This window comes from Candidatus Kapaibacterium sp. (assembly GCA_023957315.1).
Lineage (GTDB): Bacteria > Bacteroidota > Ignavibacteria > Kapaibacteriales > UBA2268 > PGYU01.
The window spans coordinates 56,032-73,017 of the sequence record JAMLHE010000006.1 but is presented as its reverse complement, the minus strand read 5'-3'; the positions used below and the strand labels follow the sequence as shown (position 1 = coordinate 73,017).

14 protein-coding genes and 1 pseudogene are annotated in these 16,986 nt (G+C 37.3%); 9 read left to right on the top strand and 6 right to left on the bottom strand.

What is annotated here, in order from left to right; all coding sequences use genetic code 11:
* Positions 1-4: 4 nt before the first annotated feature.
* Entirely contained in the window at positions 5-988 is a 984-nt protein-coding gene (locus M9949_07885) for a polyprenyl synthetase family protein (protein MCO5251327.1), read from the top strand.
* A 4-nt stretch (positions 989-992) separates the two neighbouring features.
* Here the strand turns inward: M9949_07885 and M9949_07880 are convergent, their stop codons facing one another.
* Both M9949_07880 and M9949_07875 read right to left on the bottom strand, forming a co-directional pair.
* Positions 993-1,343: a TM2 domain-containing protein gene (locus M9949_07880; protein MCO5251326.1), complete on the bottom strand. Its 351-nt coding sequence runs from the start codon at positions 1,341-1,343 to the stop codon at positions 993-995.
* The gene (locus M9949_07875) at positions 1,306-1,629 is read right to left on the bottom strand and encodes a DUF2752 domain-containing protein (protein ID MCO5251325.1); all 324 of its coding nucleotides are present in this window, start codon (positions 1,627-1,629) and stop codon (positions 1,306-1,308) included. The genes M9949_07880 and M9949_07875 overlap by 38 nt, the downstream gene beginning before the upstream one ends.
* A 182-nt stretch (positions 1,630-1,811) precedes the next feature.
* Between M9949_07875 and pckA the strand changes: the two genes are divergently transcribed.
* On the top strand, positions 1,812-3,452 hold the full coding sequence (gene pckA / locus M9949_07870) for a phosphoenolpyruvate carboxykinase (ATP) (protein MCO5251324.1): 1,641 nt from the start codon (positions 1,812-1,814) through the stop codon (positions 3,450-3,452).
* Positions 3,453-3,543: 91 nt separating this feature from the next.
* On the top strand, positions 3,544-7,005 hold the full coding sequence (locus M9949_07865; protein MCO5251323.1) for a PD-(D/E)XK nuclease family protein: 3,462 nt from the start codon (positions 3,544-3,546) through the stop codon (positions 7,003-7,005).
* Here the strand turns inward: M9949_07865 and M9949_07860 are convergent.
* From M9949_07860 to M9949_07845, 4 genes and pseudogenes are all read right to left on the bottom strand, one after another.
* Complete coding sequence (locus M9949_07860) at positions 6,977-8,509, bottom strand: CCA tRNA nucleotidyltransferase (protein ID MCO5251322.1); 1,533 nt, start codon at positions 8,507-8,509, stop codon at positions 6,977-6,979. The genes M9949_07865 and M9949_07860 overlap by 29 nt on opposite strands.
* A 14-nt stretch (positions 8,510-8,523) precedes the next feature.
* A pseudogene (locus M9949_07855) lies at positions 8,524-9,536 on the bottom strand (transketolase family protein).
* A 91-nt stretch (positions 9,537-9,627) separates the two neighbouring features.
* On the bottom strand, positions 9,628-10,233 hold the full coding sequence (locus M9949_07850; protein MCO5251321.1) for a hypothetical protein: 606 nt from the start codon (positions 10,231-10,233) through the stop codon (positions 9,628-9,630).
* Positions 10,230-11,111 (bottom strand): transketolase, encoded by an 882-nt coding sequence (locus M9949_07845; GenBank protein MCO5251320.1) that lies wholly within the window; start codon positions 11,109-11,111, stop codon positions 10,230-10,232. The genes M9949_07850 and M9949_07845 overlap by 4 nt, the downstream gene beginning before the upstream one ends.
* 181 nt (positions 11,112-11,292) lie before the next feature.
* Here M9949_07845 and flhF point away from each other — a divergent pair, with 181 nt between their 5' ends.
* The 6 genes from flhF (at position 11,293) to M9949_07815 (ending at position 16,985) form a co-directional block, all read left to right on the top strand.
* Complete coding sequence (flhF, locus tag M9949_07840) at positions 11,293-12,429, top strand: flagellar biosynthesis protein FlhF (protein ID MCO5251319.1); 1,137 nt, start codon at positions 11,293-11,295, stop codon at positions 12,427-12,429.
* A 3-nt stretch (positions 12,430-12,432) separates the two neighbouring features.
* On the top strand, positions 12,433-13,230 hold the full coding sequence (locus tag M9949_07835; protein ID MCO5251318.1) for a P-loop NTPase: 798 nt from the start codon (positions 12,433-12,435) through the stop codon (positions 13,228-13,230).
* Between the two features lie 10 nt (positions 13,231-13,240).
* Positions 13,241-13,915 carry a hypothetical protein gene (locus M9949_07830; protein ID MCO5251317.1) on the top strand — a complete coding sequence of 225 codons (675 nt, stop codon included), beginning with the start codon at positions 13,241-13,243 and terminating at the stop codon, positions 13,913-13,915.
* Between the two features lie 66 nt (positions 13,916-13,981).
* Positions 13,982-14,761 (top strand): FliA/WhiG family RNA polymerase sigma factor, encoded by a 780-nt coding sequence (locus M9949_07825; protein ID MCO5251316.1) that lies wholly within the window; start codon positions 13,982-13,984, stop codon positions 14,759-14,761.
* Complete coding sequence (locus M9949_07820) at positions 14,754-15,668, top strand: HDOD domain-containing protein (GenBank protein MCO5251315.1); 915 nt, start codon at positions 14,754-14,756, stop codon at positions 15,666-15,668. The genes M9949_07825 and M9949_07820 overlap by 8 nt, the downstream gene beginning before the upstream one ends.
* A 3-nt stretch (positions 15,669-15,671) precedes the next feature.
* Positions 15,672-16,985 carry a hypothetical protein gene (locus M9949_07815; GenBank protein MCO5251314.1) on the top strand — a complete coding sequence of 438 codons (1,314 nt, stop codon included), beginning with the start codon at positions 15,672-15,674 and terminating at the stop codon, positions 16,983-16,985.
* The last annotated feature ends 1 nt before the right edge of the window (position 16,986 follow it).

Sequence of the window (16,986 nt, the reverse complement as noted above, 5' to 3'; positions counted from 1 at the left end):
AAAGATGGATTTCAAGATAGAATTTGACAAATTTTTAAATGAAGTTGAAAAAAATATTCAAGAATCATTACCGTTTGGGCAACCCAATAATTTATACGAACCATTTCGATATATTATGCAAGAAGGCGGCAAAAGGATTCGACCTGTACTTGCAATGATTTGTGCCGGAGTCGTCGGCGCCAATCCATATGAAGCAACTAAATGCGGAGCCGCAATCGAAATTTTGCACAATTTCACACTCGTTCACGACGATATTATGGATGGTTCTCCACTCAGAAGGGGTCGCCAAACTGTGCATATGAAATGGAATAGTGACGTGGCGATACTGACCGGAGATGTAATGGTGGGTTATGCTTATAAATTGCTTCCTAAAGCTTCAGAGCATAGCCGAAGTGAGCAAATCTTGGATTTATTCACAAACGAACTAATCGAAGTTTGTGAAGGTCAAGTCTTAGACATGGAATTCAACGACAGAAAAGATGTCACTATGCCTGAATATTTAAATATGATTGACAAAAAAACCTCGCGTTTGATTGAAACCGCTTGCTTGATTGGAGCACATATTGGCTATGCAAATGACGAGCAAATAGCGATACTGAACAATATTGCTCATAGTGCAGGTTTGGCTTTCCAGATTCAAGATGATTTATTGGATATGGTAGCAGAAGAGAAAAAATTAGGCAAAAAAATAGGCAAAGATATAAACGAAGGTAAAAAGACTTACTTGATTTTAGCGGCAAAGGAAAATGCTGTCGAGGAATCGGATGTTAAATTAATTGATGATTTTTACCAAAATAACGGATTGCCTGAGCAATTCATACCACAAATGGATGAAATGTTCAGACGCACCGGAACATATGAGATAGCCACAGAGCAGATTCGTGAATATTTCGAAAACGCTTACTCCGAACTGAAAAAACTCGAAGAAAATGATTACACAAAAATGCTTAATTGGCTAATAAACGCTATCGAAAATCGAAAATTCTAGTATATTATAATCGAATTAAAGCCATCGTTTCTTGCATCATTTTCGAGTTGTGTTCAAGAGTCAATTGCTTGTAATTGATGGTATCTACAAGAGTACCAATCAAGCACAGTCCAAAAGTTAAGAAATACAAAATTCCCATACCGATTTGTTTGATAAAAAATCTTTGCAATCCGGCAAAACCCAAGAACCCTACGATACAAAAAATTAGTATATTTTGTGATGATTGGCGTTTATTTCGGTAAATTTGTGCGAATAGCATCAATTGCTGCTCACTCAAATCTGCCGTATATCTTTCCAAAATTCGTAATTCCTCGAACTCAACGTCCGGAAACATTTGGATTAATTGATGATTCATGGTGTAACTCCTTAAATTTGATATAATTAGAAATCAGTACGTAAATTCTGTGTAAAATTATTATTAGTGCGAACATTCCAAGTGGGTGTGCTTCGAAAGATTGTACAACATTGCCCGACAAAACCAGCGATACCGATTGCCCCAAACCGCAACCCGGGCAAAAATCCAACCCGGCATTGCTCAGAGGACAAAAAGTAAAATGCACAGTCTTGATTTCGACAAACGAAAGCCAAATGATTGCTGACACCCAAAAGAGAAGCTCAATATGTCTTAAATATTTTTTCATTTTTTCGTTACAAATATACTTTATTTCTTGATAAAGTCAATTCCAAATGCCGGTTTAAGTGCATGATTTCACTAAATTTTAATTTTAATTTATGCAAACAATATTTAAGCGGCACATACGAATTATTCTTCTGATAGAAATAAATTAAAATAAAATGTTTCACTACTATAAGATAATTCGTAATGCAGGTAGAAAAGTTTCAAACAAAGAACCTTAAATTGGAAAATTATGGAATTACTGATATAAATCAGATATTTTATAACTTAAGTTATGATGAACTCTATCATCATGAATCGAATCCGCAACTTGAAGGATTCGAGAGAGGATATGTCACCAACCTTGGTGCGGTTGCTGTTGATACAGGGATATTTACCGGACGGTCTCCTAAAGACAAATATATAGTCAAAGAGCCAAGCTCCGAAAAGAATGTTTGGTGGGCAAATCCCGGAAGGAAGAGTTCTGACAACAAACCCATTACTCCGGAAATTTGGAACCACTTGAAAGAGCTTTCTACTACTCAATTATCAAATAAAAATCTATATGTAGTGGATTGTTTCGCCGGTGCAAATGCCGACACAAGACTATGCGTTCGTTTCATTATGGAAGTAGCATGGCAGGCGCATTTCGTCACGAATATGTTTATTCGTCCAACTGAAGCTGAACTTGTTGATTTCGTGCCTGATTTCGTGGTCTTGAATGCATCGAAAACATCAAATCCTTTGTGGCAAGAACAGGGCTTGAACAGTGAAGTTTTTGCAGCTTTTAACTTAGCTGAGAAAATGGCAGTAATTGGCGGCACATGGTATGGTGGCGAAATGAAAAAAGGCATTTTTTCGATTATGAACTATTATTTACCGCTAAAGGGCATTGCTTCAATGCATTGTTCGGCAAATATGGGCAAAGCAAATGATACAGCAATCTTTTTTGGATTATCGGGCACCGGAAAGACTACACTTTCAACCGACCCACACAGATTACTAATCGGTGACGACGAACATGGATGGGATGATGACGGAGTGTTCAATTTCGAAGGTGGATGCTATGCAAAATGTATAGACCTTGACCCAACAAAAGAACCCGATATTTATCATGCTATCAAACGCGATGCACTTCTCGAAAACGTAGTATTTGATGCCGAAACAGGTGTGATAGATTTCAGCGATACTTCCAAAACCGAGAACACTCGCGTATCATATCCTTTGCATCATATCGAAAACATAGTGAAACCAGTTTCGCGGGGCACTCACCCGAATGTTGTAATATTTTTGACAGCAGACGCTTTCGGGATATTGCCTCCGGTATCGAAATTAACAAAAGAACAAACTGAATATCACTTTTTGAGCGGATATACAGCTAAATTAGCCGGAACAGAGCGCGGCGTGACTGTACCAACGCCATCATTCTCATCATGTTTCGGTAATGCTTTCCTGATGCTCCACCCCACTTTATATGCCAATGAATTGACTCGCAAAATGGAAATTCACGGTTCGAAAGCATATTTGGTGAACACAGGCTGGGTCGGTGGACCATACGGAATCGGACGTAGAATTGATTTGCCATCGACGCGTGCTATTATTAATGCAATTCTTGACGGTTCAATCGAAGATTCCGAATTTGAAACTCTGCCGATTTTCAATCTTCAAATCCCGAAATCTTTGCACGATGTTAATCCCGAGATTTTCAATCCACGTAACTTCTGGAGTGTTGCAGAAGATTGGGACGCTGCTGCTATCTCATTAGCCGAAAAATTCATCAAGAATTTTGAGAATTTCACCGACAATGAACACGGTCAAAGCTTAATTTCAGCCGGTCCATCTTTATAATCTCTAAAAATATTTTATTCCAAGCCGTACAAACGACATATTGTGCGGCTTTTTTATTTATTTTTAAACTTTGACAAAATGAGATTTTTCTATGGCATATATATTATATAATTCGGGATTCGATATTCAGTCGAAACTTTACGACATAAATACTTTGATTGACAAACATATTGCCGAAGATAGTTTGAATTCGATGATAATAATTGTCCCTACAGGAAAGCTCGTTTTCAAATTCAAACGCGAAATCGTCAAAAAGTATTACTCCGTCCATGGCAAACCCTGCGAAATGCCGATGGTCTATAATTTGCAATCTTTTGCTTCGCACTGTTTTAAAAATTACTACAAGGACAAGCCATATTTCATAGTTTCCGAAGCATACCGAAATACTCTATTTGAAGATGCAATTGCCAAATCAAATTTGAGCTTCTACAAACCAAATGCAAGAATCAAACATGCTCTTGTTGAGAGGCTGGGAGGAATAATTTATGGAATCAAGGAAGATGGCATCAAAGTCGAAGACATTGAAATTGATTTGCTTGAAGTAGAAAATGATTCGAAAAAAGCAAAGGAAATCACTGACCACGTCCGGCTCAATGATATTTACGAAATTTATAAAAAATATCAGGAATTGATTTCGCCGAATTTGTTTGATATGGCTGAAGTTCTGAACAAATTGAACAAAGACTTTACCGAAGAATACGTCAGAAATGACAATTTCTCAGACGTACTGATGGATAACATTTTCCCTGAAAATTCGCATCGCGAAGCATCTAATCTATTGATTTGGGGATTCAGCGATTTCAAGACTCCCGAGGTAGAATTTATTTCACATTTTGGCAAAAGCAAAATTGCTACAGCTATTCATTTAGATTTTTCGGAGAAAAACGGACCTTTATTTGGAAATTTGAGCGAAGTGACCGAAAGATTATCTCAAGCAGGTTATTCAATTTTAAGTTTCGACAAAGAATTGAAGCAATCTTATCAGGACTTGAAACCGAGCGATTTTTTGAGAAAATACTTGTTCGAGATTGACAACACAAGTCCATACACGAAATTGAATAATAATCTGGCAATACTCGAATTTGAAACAATCGAAGACGAAGTCGAATACATTTTGAAACTCGTGAAATATTTGATTCTAATCCACAGAGCAAAGCCGACCGATATTTGTATCGTCAGTCGCAATCCATCAAAATATGCACATAATTTCCGCGAAGGATTTTTCCTCCAAGGCATTCCGGCGCACGTCACCGATAGATTTGAACTGTCAAATTCGTCAGTTGTAAACGCTATTTTCAACGTTTTATCCGTTATTTCAAACGGCTTTGAAAAGGATGATGTATTTAAAATGCTGAATAATAGATTGCTAAACATTTCATTTTTTGATGGCGTAAGCACTCGCAAACCGGATACAACGAGTTTGTTTTATGCTGCTTCGGAATTAAGAATTAGAGGAGGATTGAAATTCGGCGGTGCCAAGCAATGGGTCTTCAGGTTAGAAAAAGCCATAAAATTCTTCGAATCGGTCAAGGATAAATATGAAGATTATCACGAAAAGCGAGACATCGAAACCAAACTCAAACATTATAAAGCGGCTTTAGATGATATAAAAATTTTGACTGAAATATTCAAAATCGGCAAGGACAAATTTTCTATAAATGATTTTGTCAGATTAATCAAAAATGATATTATTAAAAGATTTGCGATTCAGGAAAATATTTCATCTACTTTCAACACTATATTGCCCGATAAGGACAAGCGGGACTATTTTGATTACATCACCATCAAAGAGCAAGCTGAAAAAAATGGTAAAGCCTTGAATAAGTTCATGGCACTTCTCGATGAGATGTTTTTCGTAATGAATGAGCGAAATCCTAAGCAAGTTTATAGTTTGAAAGAGCTAATAGAAAGATTAAAAACTGCCGTTAAGTCTGAAAAATATCAAATTCTCGACAAAATGAATTATGGCGTTACCATCACTTCAATCGAACAAATCAGAGGTTTGGACTACAAAATTGCAATACTTTGCGGAGTTAATGATGGCGAATTTCCGCTGCCATACAAATCGGAAGCATTATTGGGCAAAAAACTGCCGGATAGCGAAATCAGACACGAAAACTCAGAACGGATTCAATTTTACCAATTTTTGACTAATGCTCATCATCTTTTGGATTCTGCTCAAAAAAAGATTTTCATATCCTACATTTGCAAGGATGAAGGCGGCGATGTGGTCAAATCGCCGTTCTTGACATATTTGAGCAAAATCACAGGTTTGCATCCCATTCGACCGGAAAATATCAACGAAACTGACAATAACAGCGATATTTTATCAATCGTCCGAAAACCCATCGAATACATTGTCAATGATAACGATTTGTATGAAAATAGTAAAAATCTGGACGATTCTTTTGAATTGAACAATGACATTACAATCAGCAACAAGACTAAATCAAACCTTGAGTATCTGCAAAATTTCACAATGTCGGAAATAAAAGATTGGCTTGCGGATACAAATGATTTATCAACTTTGCAAGATGACAAAGCTTTGCAAAAGAACGTATTTTCGGCAAGTGAAATCGAGCAATACGTCAAATGCCCGTATCAATATTATGTAGCAAAGATGCTCCGAGTTGATAAGATTGAACAAAAAGAACCTGCGCTGACACCATTAGAGCTCGGCTCGCTGATGCACAGTGTTCTTTACTATTTCTATGTCACCATCCAACAAGACAAAAATTCCACCGGAAGTTGGGTAATTCCAAATCCGAAATTTGAAAATTTGCCGGAATTGAAGCCGGTTCATTTAGAAGTAGAACATCGTGAAAATTATTTGAAAATCTTGTTTGAAATAGCTGAAATGTCATTGCAAAAATTTGCGATTAGCCCCGATATGTTCAAATTTGAACGCGACCAACTTTTGGGAATGAATAAAAATGGAATTAGCAAAAAGGGAATATTAGAAACTTGGTTAGACAATGAATTAGGCAAGGGCGAGGAATATGGTAAGTTCAAACCTATTTTATTCGAAATGGGATTTGGCATGAACGATGGAACTCCGCCAATTGAGCTAAAAGCTGAGAACGGCTCTATGAAAATTCGCGGAAAGATAGACCGAATCGAACTGCATATGGATGAAGAAACAAATTCCTTCGATTTTCGGATTGCGGACTATAAAACTACAATCAAATCTGACCATAAAATTGGTGGCGTCAAAAATTTCAATAATTTCCAAACTCCGCTTTATACCAAGGCTGCAGAGCAATTATTAAACGAATTCTACGGCATTAAAGCACAAACAGACGGGGCGCTTTATTACAGGCTGAATTTGCCGGATTCAGGAAAAGACAAGTTTTTGAGCTATTTGACTGATAAAAATTTCAAGGAATTGTTGGATGCGTCAACCGAAAAAGCTATCGAAATAACTCACAATATTGCTGAATTCAAATTTCCGGTAGAGCCGACAAGTGCAATGGTTTGTAATTACTGCAAATTCCAGACTTTATGCAGGGTTAAATCCCGTATTATCAGGGAAGGCGAAACAGATGAGGATTAGAAGCACGAATTTCATCTAACCATGAATCTTTATTTTCGATTAAAAATTGCAATGCAGCTTCGTATTCGTTGGGAATCAAACCATCAAGAATAGCATCTTCAATTTTCGATTTGATTATGCCGACTGGTTTTGAAGGTTGCAATTCGCATAATTCCATAATCATTTCGCCGCGAACGGGTGATTGGAATTCCCTCAGGCGGTCTTTTTCTTGAACTTCAATGACCTTGTTGAAGACATTTTCATAATTGCGTTTGTATTTTTCAGATAGATTCGGGTTTTTGGTCGTAATATCTGCTCTCACAAGAGTGAACAAGTCTTCCAAATCAGCTCCTGCGTGTGCTGCGAGTCGGCGAACCGCAGAATCAGTAACTTGTGAATCAACCAACACCATTGGTCGCTGATGCAAACGTATCAGCTTCTGGACGTAATCGAGTGGTTCCAATGGCAACTTCATTTTGCGAAATATTTTGGGCATCATACGCGCCCCGATTTCCTCGTGCCCATGAAATGACCAACCTGTTCCTTCGATAAATTTCTTAGTACGCGGTTTTGCAATATCGTGAACTAAAGCCACAAATCTGAGCCAAAGATTGTCTGTATTTTTGGAAATATTATCTAAAACCTTTAATGAATGCCAAAAAACATCTTTATGTGCGTAAGATTTCGTGGTTTTTTCAACTATGTCCACACCTGCAGTTTCATACATTTCCGGGAAAATTATTTTCATCAAACCTGTGTTGAACAGTATCCCAAGACCCTTGCTTGGAGCATCAGAAGCTATTATTTTAAGAAATTCGTCGCTAATTCGTTCCTGTGAGATTATTGAAATTCGTTCAGACATAGATTGAATCGTATTGAGAGAATTCGGGTCAAGTTCAAAATCGAGCTGTGACGCAAATCGTGCTGCTCGCATCATTCGCAAAGGGTCATCAGTATAAGTAGTTTCGGGGTCCAGCGGAGTTCGTAATATTTTATTTCGCAAATCATCAATCCCGCCAAATAAGTCAATCAGATTGCCGAAATCCGATTTATTCAAAGAAATTGCTAATGCGTTAACTGTGAAATCTCGCCTTTTGAGGTCGTCTTCCAGAGTCCCAATCGTAACTATCGGATTACGCGACGAAGCTTCGTAAATTTCCTTGCGAGTGCCTACAAATTCGCAATTGAAACTATTGATGGGGACAAGTGCAGTTCTGAATCTTTCGTAAATAACAGCTTTTGTATTGAAAGTATTAGCCACGAGATTTGCAAATTCAATCGAATCGCCAACAATTGAAAAGTCAAAATCTTTCCTTTCTCTGCCCAAAAGCAAATCTCTGACATAACCACCGACGATGTAAATTTCATAGCCGTGTTGGTCAGCTAATTCAGCAATTTGGATTATAATTGGCTCATCAATTTTGATTAATTCGCTCTGAATTGGAGGATTTTGTTCAATTTCTTGAATTACTTTTCGTTTGCGAAATTTTTTGGGCTTTTCGCTATCTTTATCAATGTCTTTCATATTTTAAAGCTCAATCAAAGACCTTCGTGATATGTAGCTACATCTTTCACTTGTCGAATTTTGTTGTATGTTCCGTTCTTTCGTTCGATGGCAACTAATGCCGAAGCATAGATTTCTTTCCATGTCATTCCGTACTTTTCGGCTAATTCAAATGGCTCTCCGCTTCCACCGAATGAATCTTTCATGCCAACTAATTCTATTGGAACCGGTAAATTCTTAGCCGTAACTTCGGCGACTGCTCCACCTAATCCGCCATGAACTTGGTGTTCTTCGGCAGTGACGATACAAGCACATTCACGTGCTGCATCAACAATAGCTTGAACATCAATTGGTTTGATAGTGTGCATATTAATGACGCGCGCATTGATTCCATGAATTTCTTGCAATTTTTCTGCTGCTAAAAGCGATTCCCAAACAAGCAGACCACATGCTATAATAGCAACATCATTTCCTTCATGCAAAATATTAGCTTTGCCGAGTATAAATGGAGTGTCATCGTTAGTAAACATTGGCACAGCAGGTCTTCCGAATCTTAAAAAAGCAGGTCCGACCATTTCGCAAATAGCTTTTGTGGCTTTTTTGGCTTCGAGGTAATCGCAAGGCGAAACTAAAGTTAAATTTGGCAATGCTCTCAGAAACGCAATTTCTTCGAGAGATTGGTGAGTTGCACCATCGGGACCAACTGTTATCCCGGAATGAGCGCCGCCGATTTTCACATTGGCTTCGTTGTAGCAAACTGAAACTCTAAGTTGGTCTGCATTTCGGAAGGCTGCAAATGCACTATAGCTCGAAAACACTGCAACTTTACCGCTCAATGCCATTCCGACAGCAACTGTAGTAGCGTTTTGCTCTGCTACTCCAACTGAAAAAAATCTATCGGGATGTTTCTTGAAAAAGGAAGTCAAAACGGAGCCGGTCACATCGGCGCCAATCACAACAAGTTCCGGCATTGTATCGCAAGTTCTGCCAATGCTTCGCCGAAACCGTTTCTGGTAGCCTTGTCGCCTTTCTTTTCGTAAGTTTTCATATTTATATTCTAATTTCCAAGTTTAATCAAATTTTCAAAATTAATCAAGTCCAAATAGCTCAATGCTTGCTCTCGCTCTACGTCAGGATTATTAAATCTCATTATTATCAAATAACGATTTTTTTAGCAGCACTTCTATTCGCATAAATTTCATATTTGGGTCGTAATACCTAAAACCTTTGGCTCCACGATGTTCTACCTTGTTCGCGGGCACTTCCAAATCGGTAGGAGGATTGTCATATATTTCCACATTCAGAATCCTTGGCTTACGTCCGTAATCGAAAATATCAATGTTAATAGTTTTTTTCCCCGAAACGTATTCACCTTTTGTAGTAGTTACCACATAACCATCATTATCAACCATTCTACCGGAACTGCCGGGTAGTTTTTCGTATCCCGATATTGATTTTGGTATGAATTCAGATAGTTTATCTTGATGAATATTGTTTTCGTATGAGATTACTCTATTTTTCTTTTCATCTTGCTTTCTCAGGTATTCTTTCTCTTTCGGCGATAGAGCATTGGTATCAATTGCTGAGACTATAAATTCAGTCCCGTAATTTGAATCAATTTTGTTCTCAATAACGCTGAGAGTATCAATGTTTTCAGGTGTTTCGCGTTCAAGTTCCGCCTTTTCGCAAGAAGCGAGGAGCAGAAAACCAAGCAAAACGAAAACATGAATAATCCGAGTCATCATTTAGAAAGTTCCTCCAATGCTTTAGCAGCCTGTTCCTTGTTAGGCGGATTGCCGTGCCATTTATAATTATCGTGCATGAACGAAACGCCATTACCCATATAAGTTTTAGCGATGATACAAACAGGTTTTCCTTTGCGCAAAGCATGATAGCGAGTGAATTTATCTAAGGTTTGGATAATCTCGACGATATTATGACCATCAATTTCAAAAACGGTGAAACCAAATGCTTCGAATTTCTCCTTAATCGGATAAATACTCATAACATTTTTGACTCTTCCGTCAATTTGGCAATCATTATTGTCAACAATCCAGCAGAAATTGTCCAATCCATATGTTCCGGCTGTCATTGCGGCTTCCCAGCAAATGCCTTCTTGGAGTTCACCATCACCGGTGATTGAATACACTTCCTTGGAGTCTTTGTCAACAAGTTTATGGCTCATCGCCATTCCTACGGCAATCGAAACACCTTGCCCCAAGGAACCCGACGAAGTTTCAACTCCAGGAAGTTTGACATCCAATCCGGGATGCCCCTGCAATCGGCTACCGAATTTACGCAAAGTTGCGAGTTCTGCTGCAGGAAAATACCCTGCACGTGCTAATACTGCGTAGAGTATGGGAGCCATATGCCCCGCACTCAAGACAAATCTATCTCTATCTTTCCATTCGGGTTCGGTTGGATTATAGTTTATATATCCACCAAAATACAAAACTGACATCAAATCTGCTATCCCGAGAGGTCCGCCGCTATGTCCGGAGCCCGCTAAAAGCAAACTTTTTATAATATCCTGTCTGAGTGTATTTGCGATTATCTTGAACTCGTCGGGTGCCCGTCTTTTGTTCTCGAAAATCTTTTCTTCAAATTTGATTTGTAAATCCATTTTTATTATTTTGTAAAGCGAAAATTTACTAAGTCCAAAATTACGAAAATTAATTGAGATTGAATAATTTGTTAATAATTTGGTATTTCTTAAGTCTTCGATTTAAGTATTTGAAAATAGAGAAAAGCATTATTTGGCATAGTTTTTTTATAGTACTTTTATTGATTATAGAGCACGATATATGAAAATTAAAAAATTTGTTGCAGAGAATTTGAAAGAAGGAAAGAATAAGATTGTAGCCGATTTGGGCGACGATGCTATTATTCTTTCCAGTAGAGTGATTCAGGACCCTGTTTCGGGTAAAGAATTCGTTGAAATTGTTGCTGCATTAGACCAAAGTTCGATTAAAACCGAGCCTAATAAACCCAATGCAACGAGCATCAAAGGAATCGCCAAAGCAACAGATTCGAGTCCAAGTGCAAATTTGTTCCGTTCGAGCGCACTAAATGACAAATCAAAAGATTCGTACAACCGCCAGTTCGATGAAATCAAAGAAATGTTGGCTAAATTAAACGACAACATCAAAGTCGAAAAGCTTGTATCAAATGATAACGTGATAAATGAATTTTATCATAAATTGCTCAAAAGTGATTTTAGCGAGACTACGAGTAAAGCAATTTTGGCAGCATTAAATGAATACAAAAGTTACAATGACGTAAATGAAGCATTGATTGAAGCACGAAAAATTATATCGTCGGGCATTATTGTTCAACCTGCATTGAATAAGTCCAATATTAGCCAATCGTGTATTTTCTTAGGTCCAACAGGCTCAGGAAAAACCTCAACTTTGATAAAATTGGCACTCATTGCTAAATTGATTCATAAGGCAGATGTGATGATTATTTCTACCGACACTTATAAAGTTGGCGGAGCGGAACAATTAGAGACATTAGCTTCCATTGCTTCGATTCATTACAAAACTGTTTATACAGCATCCGATTTACGAGAATTAATAATACAAGAGAGCAAGCGAGATATAATATTAGTTGATACAGCAGGTAAAAATTTCAAGGAAAAATCACACATTGAAAGTCTGAAAGACTTGATTGATGCCGGAAAGTTCACCCAAATTTACTTAGTTTTAGCAGGCAATCATTCTTCAAAATTTTACGAATCTGCTTTAGAAGCATTTGGGAAACTATCGCCAAATAGTTTGATAATAACAAAAATTGACGAAAGCGATAATTTAGGGACATTGTATTCGGTACTTAGCGAAAACATGCTCCCAATATCATATATTACTACAGGGCAACAAATCCCTGACGACATAGAACCGGCAGATAAATTATTACTGACAAAACTAATTTTACCGGATTAATCTATGAACAACATTTATACCGATAGCTTTTTGCATTCACGAGAAAAAACACCCTTAGCCATATCAATATGCTCCGGCAAAGGTGGCGTGGGCAAGAGCTTCATCTCTTCCAATTTAGCATATTTATTAGCCGAATCCGGTGCAAAAGTATTGATTTTCGATGCCGATTCACAATTCCCCAATCAACATTTGATAATGGGAGTTGAGCCACCTGTAAGATTAACCCAAGTGTATCGGAAAAAAGTCAAGGTTTCGGATGCGATTTTCCAAGTCAGTCCAAATCTTTTCCTTCTTGCTGATATGCCAGCCGGTGGATTGAACAATTCAACTGATGAATTCCCACTGCTTGATGTGTATAAATATATTCTGTTAGAACATGATTTCGATTTCATAATATTGGATTCTCCAGCCGGCGCTTCCCAAAGAGTCATTGAAAGCTGCGAAATTGCAAATTTAACCATATTTGTGATTACCGACGAACCGACATCATTATTGGATGCATACGGGTTAATCAAGATTTTGCTTAATTATATCCCGGTTTCAAAGATGAGACTATTGGTTAATAACGTGATTGACTTTGAAGACGCCGACGAAATGACGACCAAACTAAATGCAGCCACTTTGAAATTTTTGGGATTGGAAATTGATGCACTTGGATTTGTACCCTATGACCGAATGGTAAGATTGTCAATCCAAAAGCAAGAACTACTGTGTCAGATTAACCCAAATCATGATGTTACGAACGCACTCAAAAGGATAATTTCAGCAATAAAGAACGATTTAACCGTTAATATCACTTAAAGGGAGAAAAATGGCTAAAGAGAAATTGACGGCAGAAGAAAAGAAAAGAAGAAATGCTTTGGCAAAGGAAGAGAAAATCCGCCTACAAAAAGCCAAAGAAGCCGATGCTAAAAAGAAAAAAAGGACGAAGTTACATCAAAGCAGGATTAATGCTTTGGTTTCATATCCTTATAGTGTTTTATTGCAAATTGCATTTGTAATAAGCATTATTGCTTTTGTTTATTTTTATCTGTGGGTCTCGGCAACCCTGCTGAGTTCCTTGCTTAATATGTTTTTTGTGTTTGCAACAATCTATCTAGGCGGTGGACTGCTTATGATGGGATACTATTTCATGAAATCCGATGTTAAACGGCGAGAATTGGAAGAAAAAATTCAAATTGAAAAATTGAAAATTGAAAAAGAAGAACAAGAACGACAAGCCAAAGAACTTGAAGAATTGGAAGCAATCGAAAAGGAATTATTAACTAAACGGATTGCTCATAAGTTAGAACAGCAAAATTTCAACGATAAGGACAAGAAACAAACGCAAATCCCTGACAATAATGAATCGCTCGAGCAAATTGTCGGCGGCAAAAGCAACGGCAATAATGAAAACGCAAGCATTGATGATGCCGAAAAAGGCAATATAGACAAAGAGACTAACGATTATTTGGAAGAATTGCTTAACTCTGAGTTTGAAAAATAATGCTGAAATTTCATGTAATATTGATAGCTCCAATTTCAAGTTGTGATAACCAATTTGGGATTTGCAATGGCTGAAATAAGAACGAATCCCAACGAGATTTGGTTGGCTTATTTTAGTGAAAGGAACCATCATGAAAAGAGTAGGTTGATTTCGCATTATATTTGGCTGATTAAATACGCAATCGCCAACATGCCACTGCCTTCAAATACAATTTTGGAAGACCAAGATTTCATGAATTTTGGGATATTAGGTTTAAATAACGCAATCGAAAGATTCGACCCCAATCGTGGTGTGAAGTTTGAATCATATGCTATAAAAAGAATCAAGGGTATTATTCAAGATGAACTCCGTAAGTTGGATTGGCTCACAAGAACCACTCGGAAAAAGGCACAAGATTTGGTAAAAGCGAATGATAAGATTAAAAGTCGCGAAGGCAGAGAAGCTACAACCAATGAAATAATCAGCATGTTGAATATAACGCCCGAAAAGTATAAGTCCTATTTACAGGCGGCAGCTGATTCGAAAGCAACATTGAATGCTATCGAGAACGGGAATTTGCAATTCAATGATGACGACGATGACAGAAACGACATTGAGGAGGTTGCAGATACTGATACGGCTTTTTATGAATTGATTGAAGAAGAAGAGCGCTCGAATTACATTCAATTATATATCAAATCACTTAAAGAAAACAAAAGGATTGTACTAACATTGTATTATTTTGAAAATTTAACTTTTAAAGAAATCGGAAAGGTGCTGAATATTTCTGAAAGCCGGGTTTGTCAGATTCACAGCCAAATAATCAAAGAATTGAAAGAAAAATTGATTGAGTTCGATTATGCTTAATAGAGTTAAGAAAAAGCTCGAATCAATCAGAGATTTGCCAACTATTCCGATTGTGATTTCTGAAGTACTCGCTGCAATAGATAATCCGAACACAAGTGCGGCACATTTGGCAGAGTTAATCGAAAAAGACCAAGCATTGACGGCAAGGGTTTTGAGAATAGCAAACTCCCCTTTTTACGGATATTCAAGAGCAATTTCAACCATTGATTTGGCAATTGTTATAATGGGACTAAACACACTAAAAGAAATCGTACTCAGTTTGATTATTAAGAGATTCTTCTCCAAAATCACTGCAAACATGTTTGATGCTAAGCAATTTTGGAATTATTCGGTTTATTGTGGTGCAGCCTCGAAATTATTATCCAGAAAGCTTGGCTATAAAATCACCGGTGAAGCATTCATCGCAGGTTTGATGCACGACATTGGATTCTTAGTTATTATCGAGTATTTCAAAGCAGATTTTTTGAAAATGGGTCAAATACATCTTCATGCCCAAATTTCTCACCTTGAAGCAGAAGACTTAATCCTTGGTTCGACTCATGCGGAAATCGGTGCATGGATAGCTGAAAAATGGAACTTCCCCGAAAATATAGTCGAGGCAATCCAAAACCATCATACTCATTACCAAAAATTAATTCCTGAAAACGGTATTATGTCTATTGTTGATGACTTTAACGAAGTCCAGCATCCTCTGACTGCTATCGTTTCCTTGTCTGAATGGTTTGCTGAAATCAACGGGTATAAGAATTGGCTACAATCCGATGATGTAACTGAGTATTATTTGTCGAGCGAACTTTTTACGGACGACAACGAGGTTTCGGATTTCATAAATGATACTGCATTTATTACACTGAGAGAAGAGATAAACGAAGAATTTGAGAAAGCAGCAATTTTCGGAGAAGTATAATAGATGGATGAAGACAAGTATAGCATGAATACTGAATATGTCAAATCGCTTGAAATTGCTTTGCAATTACTTCAAGAGGAAGTCGAATCATTGCGTAGCAAAGTCAAAAAAGGATTGACAAATCAAGGCAATAACGGCGTCAGCAAAGATGATTCACAAAAAAGTTTCCAATCATTATTATTCAGCTGCAACACAGGATGCGAAATCATGAATTTCCTGAACGAATATTTGATTGGAAAATTCGGAATTAGCGAAATCTGCATTTATACTTATGACGATAAAACTCTGCTAACACCCGTTTGCGACGAATCCGGCACGTCTGATATCTTTGAAAAGGCTGTAAATTATCTTCAAGAAAACGGAATAATTTCATGGGCTATGAAGCTGAAATTACCAACAATTCTTAAAGACCCTTATACTCCTGAAGAAAGTGATTCTAATTATCTTTTCGTGAGTTTACATCTGAAAAATAAACAGCTCGGAGCTTTAATAGCAAAAAGTTCAGAGTCTAAAGCCGAATTGGAGAAAAGTTTTGAAGAATTTGCAATTACTTCCGAATTGATTGCAGTAGCGATTAAAAATGTGATTAGTACCAATATATTGGAACAAACGAACCGCAAGTTAATCAATTTGCGTTCACAATTCGAGAATCAAACTCAAATGGCGAGCTTTGGCGAAATCGCCATGAATATGGCTAAAGAATCATTTGTACCGATTAGCATTATTGAGTCAAATTTGCATTTGATTAAAACCGGAATCTCAGAGAAAAAGAAAAGATACGAAATTATCGAGCTTCAGCTTGATAATCTAAAGAGCATCAACAACAAATTAATAAGTTATTTCAAATTAATTTCTGACAATACGAATCGGCGTAGCTCAACTAATGTTCGTATCGTGTTAGATGATATATTGTCATTGTTGAGTGTGATTTTGATGCGATATGGAATTGAATATGAAATAGCCGAAACTGACAGCGATATAGAAGTTTATTGGAATAAAGCAGATTTGGAGCAAACTGTGTTCGGGATTGTTATGTTTTGTGTTGCAAATATGATTGACGGCGGCAAAATCAGCTTTTCGTATCTCAAGTCCAAAAAATCAGCAGTTATCAATATTAGCGACAATGGTGAAGCATTGAGCGGATACGATAATGTTTCAATTTTGGATTCGGAACGACGTCCGGCGCACATCAAACAATCATTAATCAGCTTCTACACGATTGAACAATACCTTGAGAGAAATCGCTCGAAGCTCGAATTTGAAGCAATTGAAAAAAAAGGCAACACTTTCAGACTCGTTTGTCCTATTTCAAGTTAGT